Source organism: Bradyrhizobium sp. CFUWI (genome assembly GCF_056429085.1).
On record NZ_JBWJZE010000012.1, the window covers coordinates 72,404 to 95,421 of the forward strand.

23 protein-coding genes are annotated in these 23,018 nt (G+C 64.5%); 19 read left to right on the plus strand and 4 right to left on the minus strand.

Annotation, left to right across the window (positions count from 1 at the left end; genetic code table 11):
- Positions 1-70 precede the first annotated feature (70 nt).
- From pdhA to AC066S_RS24860, 9 genes are all read left to right on the plus strand, one after another.
- Positions 71-1,093 (plus strand): pyruvate dehydrogenase (acetyl-transferring) E1 component subunit alpha, encoded by a 1,023-nt coding sequence (gene pdhA / locus AC066S_RS24820; RefSeq protein WP_478270859.1) that lies wholly within the window; start codon positions 71-73, stop codon positions 1,091-1,093.
- Positions 1,094-1,122: 29 nt separating this feature from the next.
- Entirely contained in the window at positions 1,123-2,511 is a 1,389-nt protein-coding gene (locus AC066S_RS24825; RefSeq protein WP_478270860.1) for a pyruvate dehydrogenase complex E1 component subunit beta, read from the plus strand.
- 3 nt (positions 2,512-2,514) lie between these two features.
- A complete protein-coding gene (locus tag AC066S_RS24830; protein ID WP_126257462.1) occupies positions 2,515-2,817 on the plus strand; it encodes a DUF5076 domain-containing protein in 303 nt (100 codons plus the stop codon).
- Between the two features lie 2 nt (positions 2,818-2,819).
- Positions 2,820-3,272, plus strand: a complete 453-nt coding sequence (locus AC066S_RS24835; protein WP_126257463.1) for a nucleoside deaminase — start codon at positions 2,820-2,822, stop codon at positions 3,270-3,272.
- A 63-nt stretch (positions 3,273-3,335) separates the two neighbouring features.
- Complete coding sequence (locus AC066S_RS24840) at positions 3,336-4,685, plus strand: pyruvate dehydrogenase complex dihydrolipoamide acetyltransferase (protein WP_126257464.1); 1,350 nt, start codon at positions 3,336-3,338, stop codon at positions 4,683-4,685.
- 22 nt (positions 4,686-4,707) lie between these two features.
- A complete protein-coding gene (locus AC066S_RS24845; RefSeq protein WP_478270861.1) occupies positions 4,708-4,941 on the plus strand; it encodes a hypothetical protein in 234 nt (77 codons plus the stop codon).
- A 17-nt stretch (positions 4,942-4,958) separates the two neighbouring features.
- On the plus strand, positions 4,959-6,380 hold the full coding sequence (gene lpdA, locus AC066S_RS24850; RefSeq protein ID WP_478270862.1) for a dihydrolipoyl dehydrogenase: 1,422 nt from the start codon (positions 4,959-4,961) through the stop codon (positions 6,378-6,380).
- 138 nt (positions 6,381-6,518) lie between these two features.
- Positions 6,519-7,760, plus strand: coding sequence for a threonine synthase (locus tag AC066S_RS24855; protein ID WP_135170936.1), 1,242 nt, complete (start codon positions 6,519-6,521; stop codon positions 7,758-7,760).
- A 185-nt stretch (positions 7,761-7,945) separates the two neighbouring features.
- Complete coding sequence (locus tag AC066S_RS24860) at positions 7,946-8,914, plus strand: tripartite tricarboxylate transporter substrate binding protein BugD (RefSeq protein ID WP_478270863.1); 969 nt, start codon at positions 7,946-7,948, stop codon at positions 8,912-8,914.
- Positions 8,915-8,959: 45 nt separating this feature from the next.
- Here AC066S_RS24860 and AC066S_RS24865 read toward each other — a convergent pair whose 3' ends face one another.
- The 3 genes from AC066S_RS24865 to AC066S_RS24875 form a co-directional block, all read right to left on the minus strand.
- Entirely contained in the window at positions 8,960-9,346 is a 387-nt protein-coding gene (locus AC066S_RS24865; protein WP_135170938.1) for a response regulator transcription factor, read from the minus strand.
- Between the two features lie 93 nt (positions 9,347-9,439).
- Complete coding sequence (locus AC066S_RS24870; protein WP_126257470.1) at positions 9,440-10,111, minus strand: response regulator transcription factor; 672 nt, start codon at positions 10,109-10,111, stop codon at positions 9,440-9,442.
- Complete coding sequence (locus AC066S_RS24875) at positions 10,108-12,090, minus strand: PAS domain S-box protein (RefSeq protein WP_478270864.1); 1,983 nt, start codon at positions 12,088-12,090, stop codon at positions 10,108-10,110. Before AC066S_RS24875 ends, AC066S_RS24870 begins: the two co-directional genes overlap by 4 nt.
- Positions 12,091-12,551: 461 nt before the next feature.
- Between AC066S_RS24875 and AC066S_RS24880 the strand changes: the two genes are divergently transcribed.
- The 3 genes from AC066S_RS24880 to AC066S_RS24890 all read left to right on the plus strand — a co-directional run bounded on the left by AC066S_RS24880 (position 12,552) and on the right by AC066S_RS24890 (position 13,745).
- Positions 12,552-12,761 carry a hypothetical protein gene (locus tag AC066S_RS24880; RefSeq protein WP_126257472.1) on the plus strand — a complete coding sequence of 70 codons (210 nt, stop codon included), beginning with the start codon at positions 12,552-12,554 and terminating at the stop codon, positions 12,759-12,761.
- 439 nt (positions 12,762-13,200) lie between these two features.
- Positions 13,201-13,389: a hypothetical protein gene (locus AC066S_RS24885; RefSeq protein WP_126257474.1), complete on the plus strand. Its 189-nt coding sequence runs from the start codon at positions 13,201-13,203 to the stop codon at positions 13,387-13,389.
- Positions 13,386-13,745 (plus strand): hypothetical protein, encoded by a 360-nt coding sequence (locus AC066S_RS24890; RefSeq protein WP_478270865.1) that lies wholly within the window; start codon positions 13,386-13,388, stop codon positions 13,743-13,745. The genes AC066S_RS24885 and AC066S_RS24890 overlap by 4 nt, the downstream gene beginning before the upstream one ends.
- 76 nt (positions 13,746-13,821) lie before the next feature.
- Here the strand turns inward: AC066S_RS24890 and AC066S_RS24895 are convergent, their stop codons facing one another.
- Positions 13,822-16,035, minus strand: a complete 2,214-nt coding sequence (locus AC066S_RS24895) for a lytic transglycosylase domain-containing protein (RefSeq protein ID WP_478270866.1) — start codon at positions 16,033-16,035, stop codon at positions 13,822-13,824.
- A 322-nt stretch (positions 16,036-16,357) separates the two neighbouring features.
- On the opposite strand from AC066S_RS24895, the gene AC066S_RS24900 reads away from it, so the two are divergent.
- The 7 genes from AC066S_RS24900 to AC066S_RS24930 all read left to right on the plus strand — a co-directional run bounded on the left by AC066S_RS24900 (position 16,358) and on the right by AC066S_RS24930 (position 22,963).
- Positions 16,358-18,094, plus strand: coding sequence for an adenylate/guanylate cyclase domain-containing protein (locus AC066S_RS24900; RefSeq protein WP_478270867.1), 1,737 nt, complete (start codon positions 16,358-16,360; stop codon positions 18,092-18,094).
- A 105-nt stretch (positions 18,095-18,199) separates the two neighbouring features.
- Positions 18,200-18,376 carry a hypothetical protein gene (locus tag AC066S_RS24905; RefSeq protein WP_167772329.1) on the plus strand — a complete coding sequence of 59 codons (177 nt, stop codon included), beginning with the start codon at positions 18,200-18,202 and terminating at the stop codon, positions 18,374-18,376.
- A gap of 150 nt (positions 18,377-18,526) precedes the next feature.
- Positions 18,527-18,739 (plus strand): hypothetical protein, encoded by a 213-nt coding sequence (locus tag AC066S_RS24910; protein ID WP_126257478.1) that lies wholly within the window; start codon positions 18,527-18,529, stop codon positions 18,737-18,739.
- Between the two features lie 109 nt (positions 18,740-18,848).
- Positions 18,849-19,112 (plus strand): hypothetical protein, encoded by a 264-nt coding sequence (locus tag AC066S_RS24915; protein WP_235885196.1) that lies wholly within the window; start codon positions 18,849-18,851, stop codon positions 19,110-19,112.
- A gap of 442 nt (positions 19,113-19,554) precedes the next feature.
- On the plus strand, positions 19,555-19,962 hold the full coding sequence (locus AC066S_RS24920; protein ID WP_135170980.1) for a hypothetical protein: 408 nt from the start codon (positions 19,555-19,557) through the stop codon (positions 19,960-19,962).
- Positions 19,963-20,427: 465 nt separating this feature from the next.
- A complete protein-coding gene (ilvD, locus tag AC066S_RS24925; protein ID WP_126257479.1) occupies positions 20,428-22,149 on the plus strand; it encodes a dihydroxy-acid dehydratase in 1,722 nt (573 codons plus the stop codon).
- Positions 22,136-22,963 (plus strand): tetratricopeptide repeat protein, encoded by an 828-nt coding sequence (locus AC066S_RS24930; RefSeq protein WP_126257480.1) that lies wholly within the window; start codon positions 22,136-22,138, stop codon positions 22,961-22,963. The genes ilvD and AC066S_RS24930 overlap by 14 nt, the downstream gene beginning before the upstream one ends.
- The last annotated feature ends 55 nt before the right edge of the window (positions 22,964-23,018 follow it).

A 23,018-nucleotide genomic window follows, 5' to 3' on the forward strand; every position in this document is an offset into this window, starting at 1 on the left:
CCGCGGTGCTTTCCAAGGGCGTTTGACTTGGGTTAGAGAGGGCGAAAGTTTTCTCTGACCCGGAATTCCTATGGCCGCACCCAAGAAAGCCGCCGCAAGCACTCCACAGCACAAGACCGACGGCGGTTCGCCTCCGGAATTCACCAGGGAGCAGGAGCTCAGGGCGTTCCGCGACATGCTCCTGATCCGGCGGTTCGAGGAAAAGGCCGGCCAGCTCTACGGCATGGGCGCAATCGGCGGCTTCTGCCACCTCTATATCGGCCAGGAGGCCGTGGTGGTCGGCATGCAGATGGCCCTGAAGCCGGGCGATCAGGTCATCACCGGCTATCGCGATCACGGCCACATGCTCGCCACCGGCATGGACGCTAATGGCGTCATGGCCGAGCTCACGGGCCGCCGCGGCGGCTATTCCAAGGGCAAGGGCGGCTCCATGCACATGTTCAGCAAGGAGAAGCATTTTTACGGCGGCCACGGCATCGTCGGCGCCCAGGTCTCGCTCGGCACGGGTCTGGCCTTCGCCAATCACTATCGCGGCAACGACAATGTCAGCGTCACCTATTTCGGCGACGGTGCGGCCAATCAGGGCCAGGTCTACGAGAGCTTCAACATGGCGGAGCTCTGGAAGCTGCCGGTGATCTACGTCATCGAGAACAACCGCTACGCCATGGGCACTTCGGTCTCGCGTGCCTCGGCCCAGCAGGATTTCTCCAAGCGCGGCGTGTCCTTCAACATCCCCGGCAGGCAGGTCGACGGCATGGACGTCCGCGCCGTGAAGGCCGCCGGCGACGAGGCCGCCGCCTGGTGCCGCGCCGGCAAGGGCCCCTACATCCTGGAGATGCAGACCTACCGCTATCGCGGCCACTCCATGTCCGACCCTGCAAAATATCGCACGCGCGAGGAGGTCGAGAAGGTCCGCCACGATCAGGACCCGATCGAGCAGGTGCGCAACCGCCTGTTGGCCGCGAAGGTCAGCGAGGCCGATCTCAAGGCGATCGACGCCGAGGTGCGCGACATCGTCAACGCGTCCGCCGATTTCGCCCAGCATGATCCCGAGCCGGATGCCGCCGAGCTCTGGACCGACGTTTACCGCTGAACGCGCGCAAGCTTTCGTTTGGAGAAGACATGCCAATTCAAGTGCTGATGCCCGCGTTGTCGCCCACGATGGAGAAGGGCAACCTCGCCAAATGGCTGAAGAAAGAGGGCGAGACCATCAAGTCGGGCGACGTCATCGCCGAGATCGAGACCGATAAGGCGACGATGGAGGTCGAGGCGACCGACGAGGGGACGCTCGGCAAGATCCTGATCCCCGAGGGGACCGCCGATGTCGCCGTGAACACTCCGATCGCAACCATCCTCGCCGACGGCGAGAGCGCTGCCGATCTCGCCAAGGCGCCCGCGCCGGCCGCGCAGCAGAAGGCCGCGGAATCCGCCGCCCCCGCCGCTGCGAAGGCCGAAGCGCCTCAGCCCAAGGCCGCGCCGGCGCCGCAGGCCGTCGCCGAACCCGATCCGGAAGTGCCCGCCGGCACCGAGATGATCACACAGACCATCCGCGAAGCGCTGCGCGATGCGATGGCCGAAGAGATGCGCCGCGATCCCGACGTCTTCGTGATGGGTGAGGAAGTCGCCGAATACCAGGGCGCCTACAAGGTCACGCAAGGGTTGCTCCAGGAGTTCGGCGCCAAGCGCGTCATCGATACCCCGATCACCGAGCACGGCTTCGCCGGCGTCGGCGTCGGCGCGGCGATGACGGGACTGAAGCCCATCGTCGAGTTCATGACCTTCAACTTCGCCATGCAGGCGATCGACCAGATCATCAATTCTGCCGCCAAGACGCTCTATATGTCCGGCGGCCAGATGGGCTGCTCGATCGTATTTCGCGGCCCGAACGGCGCCGCCGCGCGCGTCGCCGCCCAGCACAGCCAGGATTATTCGGCCTGGTACTCCAACGTGCCCGGCCTCAAGGTCGTCGCCCCGTTCTCGGCGGCCGATTACAAGGGTCTGCTCAAGGCCGCGATCCGCGATCCCAATCCGGTGATCTTCCTCGAGAACGAGGTGCTCTACGGTCACACCGGCGAAGTCCCCAAGCTCGACGATTTCATCATCCCGATCGGCAAGGCCCGCATCGTGCGCGCAGGGACCCACGTCAGCATCATCTCCTGGTCGAATGGCATGACCTATGCGCTAAAGGCCGCCGACGAGCTCGCCAAGGACGGCATCGAGGCCGAGGTGATCGATCTGCGCACGCTGCGGCCGATGGACACCGAGACCATCATCAACTCGGTCAAGAAGACCGGTCGCGCCGTCACGGTGGAAGAGGGCTGGGCGCAGAGCGGCGTCGGCGCCGAGATCGCCGCGCGCATCATGGAGAACGCCTTCGATTATCTGGACGCGCCGGTCGCGCGCGTCTCCGGCAAGGACGTGCCGATGCCTTATGCCGCCAATTTGGAGAAGCTCGCGCTGCCCACGGCGGCGGAAGTCGTCGAGGCCGCCAAAGCCGTCTGCTACAGGTAGGCCATGGCGGGCCCGAAGGAGCAGCCACTGCCGCCCGACGTCATGAGCCGCGACGACGCGGTCGAGATCCTGCGCGTGTTCGTGCTGGACGGTGGGCTGTCGATGGCGTTCCAGCGCGCCTTCGAGGAGCCCGACATGTGGGGCCTGCTGCTCGTCGATCTGGCCCGCCACGCAGCGCGCGCTTATGCGCGCGAGAGCGAATACACCGAGGAGGACGCGTTGAACCGGATCCTGGAGATGTTCCAGGCCGAGATCGAGCGTCCCACTGACACCGGCACCACGACGCCGCGCGGCAAGGGACACTGACCGTGGCCATCGAATCCCATCATTTCGATCTCATGCTCGAGGCAATCCGCGAGGCCGAGGCTTCGATCGCGCAAGGCGGCCTGCCGATCGGCGCGGTACTGACGCGCGACAACAAGATCATCGCCCGCGGCCACAACAACCGCGTGCAGGAGAACAACCCGATCCTGCATGGCGAGATGAGCTGCCTGCGCGCGGCCGGCGCGATCTCGTTCCACGACACCGTCATGTACACCACGCTGTCGCCCTGCGCGATGTGCGCAGGCGCGCTCGCGCTGTTCAAGGTCAAGCTGGTGGTGATCGGGGAGTCCGTCACCTTCGAGGGATCCAAGGACATCCTCGACAAGTTCGGCATCCCCTGGATCGACCTTGCCGACGACCGCTCCATCACCATGATGAAGAATTGGCGTTCCAATCCTGCCAATGAGCGCCTGTGGCAGGGCGACATCGGCAACTAAACCTGGTCTGTTCGTCTTCGGTTGTCGAAGGCGACGTTTTGCAAAGTTCTTCTTGAGGTCAGCATGCCCATCAACATCCTGATGCCCGCTCTCTCGCCGACGATGGAGAAGGGCAACCTCGCCAAGTGGCTGAAGAAGGAAGGCGACAAGGTCAAATCCGGCGATGTCATCGCCGAGATCGAGACCGACAAGGCGACCATGGAGGTCGAGGCCATCGACGAGGGCACGATTGCCAAGATCCTAGTGCCCGAGGGCACGCAGGACGTGCCGGTCAACGACGTGATCGCGGTGCTCGCCGGCGAGGGCGAGGATGTGAAGGCGGCGGGTAGCGCCAAGCCGAGCGCTTCGGCCGCGCCGCCGAAAGCAGACAAGCCCGCAGAGACTCCGGCGGCGGCGCCCGCGCCCGCCGCGCCGAAGGCTGCTCCGACTGCCGCCGCACCCGCGCCGCAGGCCGCAGCTCCGGCCGCGCAGAGCAACGGCCATGGCGGTCGCGTGTTCTCATCGCCGCTGGCGCGGCGTCTAGCCAAGGAAGCCGGCATCGATGTCGGCATGGTCACCGGCACCGGTCCGCACGGCCGCGTGGTCGCGCGCGACGTCGAGCAGGCCAAGTCGGGCAAGGGCCTCAAGGCGCCCGCGGCTGCGCCCTCCGGCGCGCCCTCGATCGCGCCCACCATGTCGGACAAGCAGATCCTCTCGCTGTTCGAGCCGGGCTCCTACGACATCGTCCCGCACGACGGCATGCGCCGCACCATCGCGCAACGCCTGACTGCCTCGATCCAGAACGTTCCGCATTTCTATCTCACCATCGACTGCGACATCGGCAAGCTGCTTGCCGCGCGCGAGGAGATCAACGCGGCAGCGCCGAAGGACAAGGAGAAGAAGCCGCTCTACAAGATCTCGGTCAACGACTTCGTCATCAAGGCGATGGCGGTGGCGCTGCAGAAGATTCCCAACTGCAACGTCAGCTGGACCGAAAGCGGCATGGTCAAGCACCACCATTCCGACGTCGGCGTTGCCGTGGCGATGCCGGGCGGCCTGATCACGCCGATCATCCGCAAAGCGGAGACCAAGACGCTCTCCACCATCTCCAACGAGATGAAGGATTTTGCCGCGCGTGCACGGTCCCGCAAATTGAAGCCCGAGGAATACCAGGGCGGCACCACCGCCGTCTCCAACCTCGGCATGTACGGCATCAGCCACTTCACCGCCGTGATCAACCCGCCGCATGCGACCATCCTCGCGGTCGGCACCAGCGAGGAGCGTCCCGTCGTGCGCGGCGGCAAGATAGAGATCGCGCACATGATGAGCGTGACCTTGTCCTGCGATCACCGCGCCATCGACGGCGCGCTCGGCGCCGAGCTGATCGGCGCCTTCAAGCAGCTGATCGAAAATCCCGTGATGATGATGGTCTGACGCGGCTGCAGAGGGCGCAACCTTGCATGTCCGGACCCGCTGGCCATGGATATCGCTGCTGCTCGGCGCGGTCGTCGCGCTCAACCCGGTTGGGCTCGATTTTCTTCGGTCGGCCTTCCTCTCGGGAGAGCAGCTGTCCCGGAACATCGCTCAACCGATCGTGTTGAGCGCGCTGGCCATTCTGGTCCTGGTCGGGATCATCGAATGGCTGGTCAGGTTTGTTGTCTTCAAGCGCCGCGCCCGCGGCGCCTCTTGAGCTGAACGGGAGCCGCTATGGCCGACACATCCTTCGACGTCATCATCATCGGCTCCGGTCCCGGCGGCTATGTCACCGCGATCCGGGCCGCGCAGCTCGGCTTCAAGACGGCGATCGTCGAGAAATCCTATCTCGGCGGCATCTGCCTGAACTGGGGCTGCATCCCGACCAAGGCGCTGCTGCGTTCGGCCGAGATCTACCATTACATGCAGCATGCCGGGGATTACGGCCTGTCGGCGGAGAAGGTCTCGTTCGATCCGAAGGCCGTCGTGCAGCGCTCGCGCGGCGTCTCCAAGCGGCTGAATGACGGCGTCGGCTTCCTGATGAAGAAGAACAAGGTCAGCGTGATCTGGGGCGCGGCCTCGATCGACGCGCCGGGCAAGGTCACCGTGAAGAAGTCCGACGTCGAGGCGCCGAAGGGCGCGCTGGGCGAGGGGAGCTATCAGGCCAAGCACATCATCGTCGCAACCGGCGCACGGCCGCGCGTGCTGCCGGGGCTCGAGCCCGACAAGAAGCTGGTCTGGACCTATTTCGAAGCGATGGTGCCGGAGCGGATGCCGAAGTCGCTGCTGGTGGTCGGCTCCGGCGCGATCGGCATCGAGTTCGCCTCGTTCTTCCGCACCATGGGCTCTGACGTCACCGTGGTCGAGGTGCTGCCGCAGATTCTCCCGGTCGAGGACGCCGAGATCGCGGGCCTTGCGCGCAAGCGCCTGGAGAAGCAGGGCATCAAGATCATGTCCTCGACCAAGGTGACCAAGCTCGAGAAGAAGGCCGATAGCGTCCTCGCCACCATCGACGACGGCAAGGGCAAGCCTGTCACGACCGAGTTCGAACGCGTGATCTCGGCGGTCGGCGTCGTCGGCAACATCGAGAATCTCGGCCTCGAAAAGCTCGGCGTGAAGACCGACCGCGGCATCGTCGTGGTCGACGGCTACGGCAAGACCAACGTTCCCGGTATTTACGCCATCGGCGACGTCGCAGGTCCTCCCATGCTCGCCCACAAGGCCGAGCATGAAGGCGTGATCTGCATCGAGGCGATCAAGGGCCTCAAACCGCACCCCATGGACAAGAACATGATCCCGGGCTGCACCTATTGCCATCCGCAGGTGGCGTCCGTCGGCCTGACGGAAGCCAAGGCCAAGGAGAACGGCCGCGAGATCCGCGTCGGCCGCTTCCCCTTCGTCGGCAACGGCAAGGCCATCGCGCTCGGCGAGGACCAGGGCCTCGTCAAGGTGATCTTCGACAAGAAGACCGGCCAACTGCTCGGCGCCCACATGGTCGGCGCGGAAGTGACCGAACTGATCCAGGGCTACGTCGTCGCCATGAATTTGGAGACGACGGAAGAGGAGCTGATGCACACCGTGTTCCCGCATCCGACCCTGTCGGAGATGATGAAGGAAGCCGTGCTGGATGCGTATGGACGGGTGCTGAATATTTGACAACCGCCGTCATTGCGAGCGAAGCGAAGCAATCCAGAATGTCTCCGCGGAAATGGTCTGGATTGCTTCGTCGCAAGAGCTCCTCGCAATGACGCGTGGAAAGAGCGGTTTGAACAAGCAAGAAGAAAGAAGCGAGCCATGCACGACAACGACAACCTCACCATCGAGCGCCCGACCTTCGTCACCCATCTCGAATGTGCGATGGAAGGCGATCACTACGCCGCTGACCAGGTCCACAATCTCTCCAAGGCCGGCAAGCCGCTCCTCGTCCGCTACGATCTCGCCGGCGTGAAGAAGGCGCTGACCAAGGACGCCCTCGCGCAACGCCCCGGCGACATGTGGCGCTATCGCGAGCTGCTGCCGGTGCGCAAATGCAAGGATATCGTCTCGCTCGGCGAGGTGACCACGCCGCTGATCCGGCTGCCCAAGCTCGGCAGCAAGCTCGGCGGCGGCGAGATCATCGTCAAGGACGAGGGCCGGCTGCCGACTGGCTCATTCAAGGCGCGCGGCCTCGTGATGGCGGTGTCGATGGGCAAGGCGCTCGGCATCAAGCACATGGCGATGCCGACCAACGGCAATGCCGGGGCGGCGCTGGCGGCTTACGCCACAAGCTGCGGCATCAAGACCACGATCTTCTGCCCGGCCGACACGCCGGAGGTGAACGTCAGCGAGATCGAGCTGCAGGGCGCGACCGTCTACCGCGTCAACGGCTATATCGACGATTGCGGCAAGATCGTCGGCGAGGGCAAGGCCAAGGTCGGCTGGTTCGATACCTCGACGCTGAAGGAGCCGTACCGCATCGAGGGCAAGAAGACGATGGGCCTCGAGCTCGCCGAGCAGCTCGGCTGGGACGTGCCCGACGTGATCTTCTACCCGACCGGTGGCGGCACCGGCCTGATCGGCATGTGGAAGGCGTTCGACGAGCTCGAGAAGATCGGATTCATCGGGAGCAAGCGCCCGCGCATGGTGGCGGTGCAGGCCTCCGGCTGTGCGCCGATGGTGCGCGCTTACGAGGCCGGCACCGAGCATGCGACGCGCTGGGAGGACGCCCACACCATCGCCTCCGGCATCCGCGTGCCGCAGGCGATCGGCGATTTCCTGATCCTGCGCGCCGTGCGCGAGAGCAAGGGCTTTGCCATCGCAGTCGACGACGACAAGATCTCGGCGGCGCTGAACGAGGTCGCCCGCGAGGAGGGGCTGCTGCTGTGTCCCGAGGGCGCCGCCACCTACGCGGCCTACAAGGAGAGCCTCGCCGACGGCCGCGTCTCGAAGGCGGACCGCGTCATGCTATTCAACTGCGCCACCGGCCTGAAGTATCCGCTGCCGCCGGTCACCCGCACGCTCGACCGTCACAAGCCGATCGATTATTCCCAATTCTAGGAGTTCTCCCTCGCCCCGCTTGCGGGGAGAGGGGCGGGGTGAGGGGGAGCCTCTGCGAGGGCGGTGACAGTCGAGTTCGCGGAGACTTCCCCTCACCCTGAATCCGCGCTACGCGCGAATTCAGGCCTCTCCCCGCAAGCGGGGAGAGGCAAGAAAACAAAAATGACATCGCTGGGGAGAAGACAATGAAGGCTGCATGGGCTGCGCTATTTGCCATTCTCGCGTTCACCGGCGCCGCGCGCGCCGATGACTATCCCTCCCGTCCCATCACCATCATCGTGCCGTTCGCGGCCGGCGGCCCGTCGGATGCGATGGCGCGTGTGCTCGCCGAGCGGATGCGCACCTCGCTCGGCCAGCCCGTCGTGGTCGAGAACGTCACCGGCGCGGGCGGCTCGATCGGCGTCAGCCGCGCCGTGCAGTCGCCGCCGGATGGCTACACCATCTCCTTCGGCCATCTCGGCACCCACGTCGCCAATGGCGCCGTCTACAAGCTGAAATACGATCTCGTCGCCGATCTCGAGCCGGTGGTGCTGCTGCCGAGCAACCCGATGATCGTCGTCAGCAAGAACGCGGTGCCCGCGACGTCGCTGAAGGAGCTGATCGAGTGGCTGAAGTCGCGCAGCTCGCCGCCGACGGCGGGCACTGCCGGCGCCGGCTCCGGCAGCCACATCGCCGGCGTCTATTTCGAAAGCGTCTCCGGCATCAAGCTGCAATACGTGCCGTATCGCGGCACGGCGCCTGCGTTGAACGATCTGATCGCCGGCCAGATCGACATCATCGTCGACCAGACCTCGAACTCGATCGCCCAGGTCCGCGCCGGCACCATCCGCGCCTACGCCATCACCGACAGCAAGCGCCTGTCCTCGGCCCCGGATATCCCGACCGCGGAGGAGGCGGGCCTGAAGGGCTTCAACATGACGCTGTGGTCGGGCATGTGGGTTCCGAAGGGTACGCCGAAGGAGATCGTGGCAAAGCTCAACGCCGCGGCCGTCGATGCGCTGAACGATCCCGCCGTGCGCAAGCAGCTGGAAAACCAGGGACTGGAGATGACACCGAAGGACCAGCTCGCCCCCGAAGCGCTCGGCACCCGTCAGAAGGCCGAGATCGCGAAATGGTGGCCGATCATCAAGGCGGCGAACATCAAGGTGGATTGAAGCGGGCGGTACTGTTGTCACGTGCCGGCGCTCACGGCCGGGCGATCACTCCAGGTTTTCGCGACCTGCTGCCAACGCATGGTCCAGGCATTGCATCAGATCCGAGGCGGCGAAGGGCTTGGCGAGAAAACACGTTGCGCCCGCTTTTAGCGCACGCGCACGAACGCTCTCGTCCGGGAAAGCTGTGATGAAGATAAACGGCGGAGCCGAACCCTGCGCGCGCATCTGCGTCAAGAGATCGATCCCGTTTATCGGCGGCATCTGCACGTCGGCGATCACGCATGAGGTGTCATTCGAATCCGTCGATCTCAGGAACTCCTCGGTTGAGGCAAACGTGCGGACGACGTACCCGCGCGACTCCAGGAGATTGTTGATCGCGGCCCGAACGTAGGGGTCGTCGTCCAGCACCGAAATGACCGAAGCCGCTGACAAGACGTCCGCTCCTCGTCCGGGATTGCGCTCGCCGCCGCTATGGCCCGACCTCAACCGAGGGTGGACCGGCCAGTCACCGTTGGAAACTCATACTTAGGTTTGTACGTCGGACTTGTTCGGCCCGATGCCGAGCGCCTCGCTCATTCTCACGAGCTCTGCCAGCGACTTCGCGCCCATCTTGCGCATGATCTGGCCGCGATAGATCTTGACGGTGATTTCCGCCAATCCGAGCTTGGCGGCGACCTGCTTGTTCATCAGGCCGGACGTCACCAGCGACAAGACGTCGCGCTCCCGCGAGGACAGTGACTCGAAGCGTGATCTGAGCGTGGAGACGGTCCTGTTGAGGTCGCGGCGTTTACGATCTCGCTCGATCGCGGCCTGGACTGCGTCCAGAATATCCTGGTCGCGCACCGGCTTCGTCAGGAAATCGATCGCGCCGCTCTTCATCGCTCGAACGGTCATGGGAATATCGCCATGACCGGTAATGAAGATGATGGGCGTGTGGATATTTGCCTTGGCAAGATCGGCCTGGAGGTCAAGGCCGCTGACGCCAGGCAGGCGAATGTCGAGCACCAGGCAGCTGGGGACTTCCGGCGGCTTCGCCTGAAGGAGTTGCGGCGCCGAGCCGAATGCCTCGACCTTGAGGCCGACCGACTCGAAAAGATTGGTGAGCGCCCGGCGCATGGAAGCGTCATCGTCGACCACGAAGACGATTGGCTCATCGCCGTCCTCCTGCGGAGGGGAAGGCCGTGCGCGCTCGGTCACGACGTTTCCTCTCCATCAAGCGGCAGGGTGATCTGAAAAGTCGCGCCGCGCCCCTGGTTCGGTGCGGCGGAAAGCCGTCCGCCATGGGCTTCGATGATGGAGCGACAGATCGACAGCCCCATGCCCATGCCGGAGGATTTCGTGGTGAAGAACGGCGTGAACAGGCGGTCTATCGACTGCTCACAGATGCCGACGCCGCAGTCGGAAACGCTGAGCAGCATCGCGCCGTCACCGCTCGCTGCCGAACGGATCGCCAGCTCGCGCGGGCGATCATTGACGCTTTCCATGGCCTCGATCCCGTTCATGATCAGGTTGATCAGAACCTGTTGCAATTGGATTCGATCGCCAACGATCTTGGGCAGCGCCGACGACAGCTCCATTCGAATCGACACGGCGTGACTGGCCATCTCGCGCTGAACGAGCGCGACCGCCTCCCGCACGACGCCGTTGACGTCGAGCGGAGCCATCTCGACCTCGGTCCGCTTGGCGAGCGCCCGAACCCGGCGGATCACGTCGCTGGCACGCGTGCCATCCTCGATGATCCACTCCACGGAGCGGCGCGCCGCCTTGAGATCGGGCGGACTGCGCTGCAGCCAGCCGAGGCACGCGTCAGCATTGGCTATCACTGCGGCGAGCGGCTGGTTGATCTCGTGCGCAATCGAAGCGGTCAGTTCGCCCAGTGTCGTAACGCGCGTCACGTGGGCGAGTTCGGCTTGAGCCTTGCGCAGCGCCGCTTCCGCCTGATCGGCACGGATGGCGGCGGTCACGTCGGTGCAGACGCCACGATATCCGAGAAAAGTGCCGTCGGCGCCGAAGATCGGCTTACCGCTGGTCCGGACATAGATCGGCTGCCCGTTGCGGTCCCTGCTGCGATACACGAGGTCGCGGAATGGGACGTGAGCGTCGAGCGCCGCGCGATGTTCTTGCCACTTCTCGGGCTCGAGAGCGGCGTCCGGAGCAATGTCCCACCGCGTCAGTCCGATCAATCCCGCAGGCGCGGTGATGGTATCGGAGTGTTCCGATACCTGGGTCACGCGATGGTCGGGTCCCGTCTCCCAGAACCAGTCGGAGGCGGTTTCGGCATAATCGCGAAAGCGCTGCTCGCTGTCACGCAGCCTGCGCTCGGCCTCTTTGGTCGCCGTGATGTCGGACACCGACCCGACGAATTCGACCTGACCGCTGGCATCCCGCGCCGCCCGGGCCACCGCGCGGACGTACTTGATCGAGCCGTCGCCCATCACCAGTCGATACTCGTGATCGTAGTCCTTGCACTCGCGTGCCGCCCGACCCGTGGTCCGGAGCACCGCAGGCCGGTCCTCGGGATGGATGCGCTCGAGCATGCGCGGGATCTCTGGCTTGGTTCCCTCCTCGAATTGGAAGATGCGATAGGTTTCCTTGGACCAGGTGATCTCGCGGGTTGCGGCGCTCCAACCGAAACTCCCGGTGTGGCTCAATTCCTGCGCCTGGGCGAGGTAAGCCTCGCTCTGTCGCAGTGCATTCTCCGCTTCCTTGCGCTCGGTGATGTTCTCGCAGGCCACCAGCACGAGCGGCTCGCCATCGGCCCGCAACATGGCCTTGGCGTTCTCGCGCACCCACAGCACCGAGCCGTCCTTGCGAACCTTCCGGATTTCCCAGGTGTGTGACTGATCAATGGTCTTAAGGCATAGCGCGACACACGATCGGACGAAGTCGCGATCTTCCTCGAAGAAGACACCCATCACCGATCGGCCGATCAATTCCGCGGCCGTATAGCCCAGCTGTGCCGCGCCGAAACTGTTCACGTTGATCACGGTTCCGACCCGATCGACCATGAAGTACATGACCGGGTTGTGCTCGAAGACCTGCTGCCACGGCTTGACCGCCTCGAGCAGACCAGCGTCAGGCTCGGTGCGAGGCCTGGCATTGACAACCTGCCTGACGCAGCCGACGAGGAATTGCGCGGCTGACTTCCCGAACGTTGCTGCCCGGCCCGACTTCATCGCAGACGCTCCCGGCGCTCTCTGCGTGCACACGAGTAGAGCACGTTGCCGCGAGAGGAGCAATTCCGGCCAAAGTGGGGGGCAGGGAGGGGCGTTTCGCCTTTGAACGACTGCGCGCGGGAGGATGCACTCCGACGCGTCAAGCACGCCGTTCCAGACCGATTTTTTTCGCGGTGCCCGTGCAAGGCGCGCATCGTGCGTCGTCTCGTTGAACGGGAATAAGCCGTTAGTCACCGGGCGACTACGGGGCAAACCTAGGTATAGCTGCTCTAATCCAAGTCATGGCGCACATTTACCTCCGTACAATTGAGCGCATCGTACCGGGGACCTAGTCTCGTGACCATCGGGAGTGTCGACACCCAAGAACGGGCGGCTTCATTTCTCGACAGCCGCGTCGCGGCAATTCACGACCCGCATGAAGTCGAGGGAACGACTGGCGCAAGCAAGAGAGGGAGAGAACAATGTGCGATACGTCGCAACTTCCTGAGCGTCGCCTATCCGAGTCCGAACGTTGCACTTCGGTCAATGGCTGTGCGGTTTGCGGCGGCAAATTCGGTCTGATCCGCTACTATTCCTGGCGCACCGCGCTCTGTTCCAAGAAGTGTGTCGATCGCTTCCGCACCCGCCGCGAACGCGACCGCCGGTGGTTGTTCCGGGCTCAGGTTGCCTGAGTCGAATTGGAGAACTGACCTCGTTCCGAAGGACTGACCCGGGAGCCCGTGCGTTGAAGCGCTCATGCAAGCTCTTGTGCTCGATGATTCTCCTCGGCTCCACTGCGGTCCAAGCACAGGAGATTGGACAGGGTTCCGTCCATCGCCAGCACCCACCCCAGGACCGGGCGCTGCACGAACAATTCTATTCGACCTGGCACATGCCGGACAATCCGAGCGTCAGTTGCTGCAACAGCGCTGACTGCTATCCGACCGATATCAAATACATCGACGGCCAGATCTATGCACGGCGCCGGGAGGACGGGAGATACATTCTGATCCCACCCCAAAAGGTGGAGCGAAACAGGGATAATCCGGACGGCCGAAACCATCTTTGCGCTCCACCACCCGCACTGTCTCCGTTGGACAGCGTTTACTGCTTCGCCTTGGGAGGTGCCACATGAGATTCGCGTTCGTGCTCGTAAACGATCGTACCCCGTTCCGGCAGACCTGGTGCATGCAGTGCTGCGAGCCGATCGGCGGCAGCTATCTCCGCGAGATCGCTACCCGTCTGCCTTACTGCGACTATCAGTGCTACGCGCTGTTCTGCCAGGCGCTCGCGACAAATGACGTGAGGGCGGCTTCATGAAATTCGTGGTGGTCAATCACGAGCCGCCGTCGTGCCCGGCCACCTGCAGCACCTGCTCGCGGTCGCTCCGGTCCGGCTATGTCCGGCATGTGCAGACAAAGCTCCGTTACTGTGACCAGGATTGCTACCGGCGAGGCGAACTCGTGAGGAGGTCGATGTATTGGTCGGCGCGGCTGACAGAGCCGGCCACCGCGAGCCTCGAGGCCGTCGCCGGCAACATCATCGAGATGTTGACGGTCATGACTGCCGTCTCGTGCTGGAGCTGCACGATATTTATCTGGACCTTCGCAAGAGCCTCGACCGGCGCCCACTTGGACGGTCGCGATCTGATCGCAACGGAAGGAGGTGAGATCTAGCTGCGCGACTGCACTCGCGTGGAAGCCGCAGCCCCGCAACCTTGCAGGCGCCCGTGTCCAGCCCCGGCGGCGTCGACTAGGGAGCGGGCGCTGCGGCCGCTACGGGTGCCGTTGCTCCGGCCTCGTGCGTGACGACGCGCTCGTCGCTCTTGCCGGCGACCATGCTGCTGGCTTCGAACCGCGCGCGATAGACCAGCACGTTCTCGATCACGCGCTGGACGTAGTTACGCGTCTCCGACAGCGGAATGCGCTCGACCCAGTCGACCGGATCGACCTTGGGATCCCGGGGATCGCCACGCACCTGCACCCATTCGCGCACGCGGCCGCGGCCGGCATTGTAGCCGGCGAAGGTCATGATCTGGTTGCCGCGATATTCCGACAGCAGCGCGCTGAGCTCGGCCGCGCCCATCTGCGTGTTGTAGACGGGATCGGAGACCATCTTGTCCCAGTCGTAGGTCAGGCCGAAGCGCTTGGCGGTGTCGCGGCCCGCTTCCGGCGTCACCTGCATCAGCCCGACCGCGTTGGCATGGGACTTGTCGCGCTGGTCGAACGAGCTTTCGGTGCGCGCCACCGAATAGATCACGCTGGTCTCGATCGCAGGCGCGACCTGCCGGTGCTCGGGGATGCCGATGGTCGGAAAAGCGTAATGGTCGAGCGCGAGCCCGCGCGCCAGCGCCGTCTTGCCGACCTCCAGCATCACGCGGGCATCGTTGCGACGCCTGGCGAGCTCGCCGAGCGCTTCGAGCGCGGCGACGTCAGTGCTCTCCTTGGCAAAGTCCTCGGCGTAGTAGAACACCATGTCGCGCTCGCCGATGCCGTAGAGCATGTCGGCGGCGCGCACGCGCTCGTCCGCGGGTGGCGTATCGGCGGCGGCCAGGACGGGCGAGGGCGCACGCAGCTCGACGCGGTCGAGGCCGAGCTTGGCGCGCGCCAGCTGGCCGTAATAGGCGGTCGGATAGCGCGAGGCCGCCCGATAGCTCATGCGCGCATCGGCCGCAGCACCCATCGCCTCGGCGGCGCGGCCGCGCCAGTAATGGGCGCGCGACAGCGCGATCGGATTGGCCGAGCCTTCGTCGACGGCGGCGAAGTGCACCATCGCCGTCCTGGGATCGTCGAGAAAGCGCAGCGCGATCCAGCCGCACATGAAATGATAGTCGACGCGATAGACTTCCTTGTCCGGCACCGCGGCCGTGCGCACCACGTCATAGGCGGTTGTGAACTTGCCCTGGTCGAGCAGCTTGCGCGCAAGCATGCGCCGCTCGCGCCACCAGGCGTCGGTATCCTGAGCCGCCATGGTGTCGGGCGCCGCCGCCAGGATCACCTCGGCGGCGTCGTCGATGTGGTCCTTCTGCAGGTGCCATTGGGCGCGGCACAGCACATAGCCGAGATCGCGGCGTGCTTCGGCCGCTACGTCATCGAGATAATCCTTGGCCTTGCTCGCCTTGCCGGTGACTGCGGCGCAGGCCTTGACGATCGCGAGCGCATCCTCGCCGAGCCGTTTCGCGGCGCGCCGCGCCGCCTCGTAGTCCTTGGCGCCGAGCCGCTTGTCCATGCGGGCGCGATGATCCTCCGCGGTGAGGAGGTCGCGGAACGCCTCGTAGGAATCCTCCTCGCTGCGCTCGGACAATTCATCCGTGCGCCAAGCCTCGCGCACCAGCCGCTCGGCTCGGTCGGTATCGCCTTCAGCGAGCAGCACGCGGGCGAGCGCGAACTTGCCCTTGGCGCTGATCGGACGGTCCATGGTGAATTTGTGCACGGTGGCAGCGTCGCTCTTCTCCTGCCACAGCCGCCCCTCTGCGCGGCGGCGCAGCAGCGTGCGGCTCGGCCAGTCCGGATTGGCCGCGAGGAACGCGGCGTAGCGCTTGAAATTCGCCGTGCTCTCGGAATGGCGCAGCATGAACCAGTCCGCGAGCTTCTGTCCGGCAGGATCGACGATGCGGTCGCGCGCCGCGCTTGCATCCTCGCTCTTGCCCTTGCGCGCAAGGTCGATCGCGTCCTTTAGCGCGGCGAGATCGCCGGTCAGCGGCGGCAACGCCGGTTTGCTGGACGGCGCGTCGTCGGTGTTCTTCGACTTGCGCTTGGCCTCGGCATGCTTGCCGTGGCGCGACTTCGCCGAGGACTTCGCCGCGGCGTGACGCTGCTTGCCGGCTTTCGCCTCATGCGTCTTCTTCGGCGCGGACGATTTGGGCGCGGACGATTTGTGACTGCTTTTTGCCGCCAGCTCGGAGGGAAGGAGAGCCAATGCGGCCACGGCAACGACACACGCGAGCGAGCGTAGGCACTGGTTCATTCCATGGTCCCCCTGCGAAACCACCACAAACCAAGGTCCGCGACGACATGCGGCTTGAGAATCAAAGACACCGAATACGATGCCACCGGCATCGTCTCGCATTCCTCACGCTGTCGCAACAATGCGGCGAAATACGGATGAGATGCGGGAACTCCTGGAACTCGACCACGGGTTGTTCTTTTTAACCTTTGTTAACGATCTGGGCGCGCGCGACGGCGAGCGCGGTTCAAGACGCCAGGAGGAACCAGATTCCGCGTGTTCCCGCAGCCGGATCCGGTGTATGGAGTTCCGTCCCTCATCCTTTTGGCGTTTGCCCGCACCTATGCCGATTTTCAACCAGTCGATCCGGCGCAAGATCGTCGGCATCGCCCTCGGATTGATCGTCCTGATGCTGGTCACCTCGATCCTGTCGATGGTGATGTCGAGCCAGGTCGGTGTCCTCCTGGACGAGCTGACCAACCGCTACATCCCGGCCTACAGCCATCTGGCCCGCGCCAATATCCGTTCGCTGGAGCGCGCGCTGGCGCTGCGGCAAATGGTCATGACCAAGATGGAGTCGTCGTCGGACGAGGAGGCGTATGCGGCGCGGCTTCGCGACTTCGAGGCATTGGACCGCAAGTTCGAGGAAGAAGCCGAGACAGCGCGCAAGCTCATCAACGCGATCATCGATGATACCAGGACGTATTCCGACAATGCCGCGCTGGCACGGCTCGACGTCCGCATCGAGAGCGCCGTCAACGAGCTGCGGCGCAGTCTGGACGAGGGCAATGCGAAACTGCTCAAGCAGATCGAGGCCAAGGACATGGTCCAGGCCCGCGCCACGCTGGAACAGCTGGACACCCTGCGCGACCAGTTCAACCGCAAGATCGACGCAATCCGCGCCGACATGCTGACGCAGGTCTTCTTCTCGACGTCGCAGGTGATCAGCCGCCAATACCAGGCGATCATCGTGTCGGGAGCCGTGACCTTGCTCGCAGCGGTGGTGGGATTTGCCTTTGCGCTCCTGGTGTCCAGCGGTATCACGCGCCCGGTGCGGCTGCTGCTGGCCGGCACGCGCGAGGTCGAGGCAGGCCGCTTCGACAAGACCATCACCGTCTCCACCCAGGACGAGATCGGCGAGCTCGCCGCCGCGTTCAACCGCATGACCGAGCAGCTCAGGCACAACGAGCGCGTCCGCGAGACCTTTGGCCGCTACATCGATCCCAAGGTGGTGCAGGGGCTGATCGACCGGCCGGAGGTCGCGATCGACGGCGAGCGCCGGCTCATGACCATCATGTTCTGCGACATGAGCGGCTTCACCTCGATGAGCGAGGGCATGACGCCGCGCGGCCTCGTCAAGGTGATGAACCACTATTTTACGGTGATGTCCGCACCCGTCAGGAACAATCGCGGCATCATCGACAAATATATCGGCGATGCCATCATGTCCTATTGGGGTCCGCCCTTCATAGAGGAGAATGAGCAGGCCCTCCTGGCCGGCATCGCGGCGATCGAGATGGCTGATCAGGTGCCCGCGCTCCAGCGCCAGCTGCCCGACCTGCTCGGTATCCGCGCCATGCCTGCGCCGTGCGATTTGCGGATCGGCATCGCCACCGGCGAGGTGCTGACCGGCAGCATCGGCTCCGAACTGATGATGAGCTTCACCGTGATGGGCGATGCCGTGAACCTGGCCTCGCGGCTGGAAGCGGTCAACAAGGTCTACGGCACCCGCATCCTGATCGCGCAGGCAACGGCCGAGGCGATCGGATCGCGGCTCGAGCTGCGCGAGATCGATCGCCTGGCGGTCGCCGGCCAGATCGCGCCGCAGGCGATTTTCGAGGTGATGGCGAGGGCGGGCGCACTCACCGATGCGCAAGCCAGCTTGCGCACGCATTATGCCGAGGCGCTCGCCGCCTATCGCGCTCGGCGCTTCGATGCGGCGCGCGCTGCCTTCAACGCGGCCCTCGAAGCCGTCCCCGGTGACGGGCCCTCGCGCACGCTGCTCGGCCGCATCGCGCAGTTCGAGGCGAGCCCGCCCGGCGAGGGATGGGACGGCGCCTGGCGGCTCGACAGCAAATAGGCTGCCGCACCGGAAAAATTGCTTCTGCTCAATAACGATGTTCGCCGTGACCTATTTCCCGGGCTTAGGTTGGATGTCCTTGAGGCGTTTGATGGGGACACGCCGATGCCAGAACTTGAGGACAGGCTGGAACGGTTCGAGACGCTCACCGCGGAATGCGAGCTGATCGCCAAGCTCGCCACCGACAGCAAGAAGCGCGAGTTCTATCTGAAGCTTTCGGAGCAGTACCGTCAGTTGGCGGTCGATATGCGCCAGGCGATCGCGACCAAGGCTGCGGCCTGAGGCCGGCTGCAATCCGTTCTTAAGGTTTGGCGCGCATCCTGATGGCATGCGGGCGTCGCTGATCGGCGGTGCCCGTGGTGGGAAGGCCGGTGTTCGTTGCAATGCAGCGTGCCCCGTGAACGTCATTTGCCATGCCTGATAGGGCATCCCATGCGCCTCGTTGCCGTGATCATCATCGCGCTCATGACGGCGGCCTGCGATCAGGAGCAGGACATCACCGGCTCGACGTCGGCGGCCTGCCCCTTGCGGAACTCCAGCTACAATCCCCGCGACATGAACCAGTGCGTCAACGCCTGCAAAGCATGCGATCGCGGCACCACCGTCACCTGCTCGACCTCCTGCACCCTAAAGGGCGCGCGCTGAGCGCACGGCCGGCTGTCCCGGGGGTACCTCTCGCAACCGGTGGTGCTGGGGCACCGGAACGATTCACTTGGGCTAATCATTGAAGGAGGCAGGCAGGACGCGGAGTCCGATGGAAATGGGTATGCTCGATCCCGGTCGATTTCTGGTGTCGTGCTCGCATTGCGAGGCCTGGCCGATGGCCGCCAACGTGAAGCGGTCGAGCTGGTCGGCGTCCCCGCATGAGGTCCGCTTTGTCTGCACGCGCTGCCGCCGCGAGGAAACCGCGATCGTCTCGGCCTCCGGCGAATTGACCCCGGTCAGGCGCGCCGATGTTCCGCCGCGCGACGTCGCTGTCGCCTGGGCCCAGGCCCAACGTTTGCGCGGGCGAACCTGAGCCCCGGCACAGCTCTCATGGACCTGGATTGGCCGCTGCGTCGACGCCGGCTCGCGCTGGCGACAACGAACGACCGGTCGATTGACTCCCGGGGCGGGCCGTCGCGGCGAAGGGATCGCGCTTGACGCCTCACTTCCCAAAAATCAGGTGGAGAATGAGCAGGACCGGCGGTGCCATTCCCAGCGTAATTATCCCGATCTGAACCCAGCGTTCGCGTCCCATGCCGTGTTAGAGGCTATCGAAAGGTTGCCGAAAATAGTGTGCACTTTTTGCCCGAGCATGCGGGCACGGCGTTTTTGCTGACGCTTACAACGGGCGCAGGCTTGTTGCCGGGGACACGCGCCGTAGCAGCGCTAATAACTATGCTTGATCTACGTCAACATCGCCCGCAGGCAGGCCAGCAGTCTTGAGTGCTCCTGAACTCCAAGGTCGGAGGAGCATGATGTTGAAATACACTCTCGTCGCTTTAGCGGCGTTCACTCTGCTCACTGCAACTCTCATCCCTGATGATGCGTATGCCCGCCGAGGCGGAGGTGGCGGGTTCCGTGGCGGCGGAGCTGGCTTTCACGGTGGTGGCATGCGCGCCGGTGGCATGCACGCCGGACGCATCGCGCGGCCATCGCATCCGATAGCGGGCCGCCCGATTGCGGGGCGTCCCGGCCGTCCAATCGCAGGTCGCCCGGGCCGTCCCATCGCGGGCTACCCCGGTTATGGTCGCGGTTGGGGGTACGGCGCTGCGGCGGTGGGCGCAGCTGCTGCTGCGGGTGCCTACGGTTACTACAACTCGAACTGCTACTATGACAGCTACGGGCAATACATTTGCCCGAGGCAATATCCCTATCAGTACTGACGTCAAAGTCTGGACGGCGGTCCAGCGCCGCCGTCCACCTGCGAATGCTAACGCTGGGTCCTTTGAGCGACGCTGCTCTCGCTGGGACGCGCGATGGTTGCCGTCAGGCAGGCGCCGACTCACTTGCCTCGGCGAGGCGCCCGGTTCGGAATAGGACGCAATGTTCGCGCAGCGAAATTCGAAGTTGTGGAGTGTTATCCTGCCAAGGGTATCAAGGTAGGAAAATCCGTGTCTTCCCGGTAACGATTGTGCTGCCCGCGCAACACTCGACCTGCATTTAACCTTCATGAGAGGCGGTGTGCATCGCCGCCGCTTTTTGGCCACACCCGAACATGAATAAAATCACTCTAATGTTTTTGAAGGGCAGCGGCCGTCTTCGAGGGCGTCGGAAAATCCCAGGGTCGATTCAAATCTTGGCTCTGATTTTTCGGGTCTGAAAGGGTTGACCGGGGAAACTGGTTTGCGATGCGCACGAAGATTGACAAGCAGAGGCTGCCGAGCCGTCACGTGACGGAAGGCCCTGCGCGTGCGCCGCATCGGTCCTACTTCTACGCCATGGGTCTGACCACCGAGCAGATCCACCAGCCCTTCGTCGGCGTCGCTTCCTGCTGGAATGAAGCTGCGCCCTGCAACATCGCGCTGATGCGCCAGGCCCAGGCGGTGAAGAAGGGCGTGGCATCGGCCGGCGGCACCCCGCGCGAATTTTGCACCATCACCGTCACCGACGGCATCGCCATGGGACATGACGGCATGCGCTCGTCGCTGCCGTCGCGCGAATGCATCGCCGATTCCGTCGAGCTCACCGTTCGCGGCCACGCCTATGACGCCCTGGTCGGGCTCGCCGGCTGCGACAAGTCGCTGCCCGGCATGATGATGGCGATGGTTCGTCTCAACGTGCCCTCGATCTTCATCTATGGCGGCTCGATCCTGCCCGGCACGTTCCGCGGACAGCAGGTCACCGTGCAGGACATGTTCGAGGCCGTCGGCAAGCACTCGGTCGGTGCCATGTCGGACGAGGACCTCGACGAGATCGAGCGCGTGGCGTGCCCCTCGGCGGGCGCCTGCGGCGCGCAGTTCACCGCCAACACCATGGCGACTGTCTCCGAGGCGATCGGCCTCGCACTGCCTTACTCGGCCGGTGCGCCGGCACCGTATGAAATCCGCGACGCCTTCTGCATGACCGCGGGCGAGAAGGTCATGGACCTGATCGCGTCCAACATCCGGCCGCGCGACATCGTCACCCGCAGGGCATTGGAGAACGCGGCTGCCGTGGTCGCCGCCTCCGGCGGCTCGACCAATGCTGCGCTGCACCTGCCGGCGATCGCGCATGAATGCGGCATCAAGTTCGACTTATTCGACGTCGCCGAAATCTTCAAAAAGACACCATATGTCGCGGATTTGAAGCCGGGCGGCCGTTATGTCGCCAAAGACATGTTTGAAGTAGGTGGCATACCGCTTCTGATGAAGACGCTGCTCGACAACGGCTTCCTGCACGGTGATTGCCTTACCGTCACGGGCCGCACGATCGCCGAAAACCTCAAGAGCGTTAAGTGGAATCCGCACCAGGACGTGGTGCACCCGGCAGACAAGCCCATCACCGTGACAGGGGGGGTGGTCGGTCTGAAGGGCAATTTGGCGCCAGAAGGTGCGATCGTGAAAGTCGCGGGAATGTCCAACCTCAGGTTCACCGGTCCGGCCAGGTGCTTCGACCGTGAGGAGGATGCTTTCGAGGCGGTCCAGAACCGCACCTACCGCGAAGGCGAAGTCATCGTGATCCGCTACGAGGGGCCGAAGGGCGGCCCCGGCATGCGGGAAATGCTCCAGACCACCGCGGCGCTGACCGGCCAGGGCATGGGCGGCAAGATCGCGCTCATCACCGACGGCCGCTTCTCCGGCGCCACCCGCGGCTTCTGCATCGGCCATGTCGGCCCGGAAGCCGCCATTGGCGGCCCGATCGGGCTGCTCGAGGACGGCGACATCATCGAGATCGACGCGGTCGCCGGTACCCTTAACGTAAAATTGAGCGACGCCGAGCTCGCCCAGCGCAAGACCAAATGGAGCGCTCGCGCGACTAACCATACGTCGGGTGCGCTCTGGAAGTATGCTCAGCAGGTTGGACCAGCGGTCGGGGGGGCAGTGACCCATCCGGGCGGCGCGCACGAGAAACAGTGCTATGCGGACATCTAGGCGTGCCATAGTTGCGTTTGTGTTGGGGGCTAGCGCGCTGGCCACGTCGGCGCTTGCCTTCGACGGCGCTCCGGTCAACCCGAAGGACGCAACCATCCCGGTCGTGACCACCTTGCCGGGGACCGCGGCGACCGTGCGCGGCAAGATCGCGCCGGCAGCTGTGCCTCAGGAGACCTCGCTCAGTGCGCTGCAATATGCCGCCGAGGGCGGCCACCCCATCGCGCAGTGGAAGCTTGGCCGCATGTACGCCAATGGCGACGGCGTCGCCCAGGATGATCTGCGTGCCTTCGAATATTTCAGCCGAATCGCCAACGCGCATGCCGAGGACAGCCCGTCGGCGCCGCAGGCGCAGATCGTGGCCAACGCCTTCGTCGCGCTCGGCCGTTACTATCTCAGCGGCATCCCGAACTCGAAGATCAAGTCGGATCCGGAGCGGGCGCGGGAGATGTTCTCCTATGCGGCGTCCTATTTCGGCAATGCCGACGCGCAATACGATCTCGCCCGGCTGTACCTGAAGACGCCGGACGCCTCGCGTGAGGATTTCCGCTATGGCGCGCGCTGGCTCGGTCTTGCCGCGCAGAAGGGCCAGCACCAGGCCCAGGCGCTGCTCGGCCAGATGCTGTTCAACGGCGACCGTCTGCCGCGACAGGCTGCCCGCGGGCTGATGTGGTTGACCCTAGCGCGTGACAGCGCCGGCACGGAAGAGACCTGGATCAAGGAAAGCTACAACCGCGCCTTCGCCAAGGCCTCCGACGACGACCGCGCCATGGCCCTGCAAATGCTGGAGCAATGGGTGCAAGGCCGTAGGGAATAGTCACGGTCCCGTAGGGTGGGCAAAGGCGCAAAGCGCCGTGCCCACGATCTCGTAA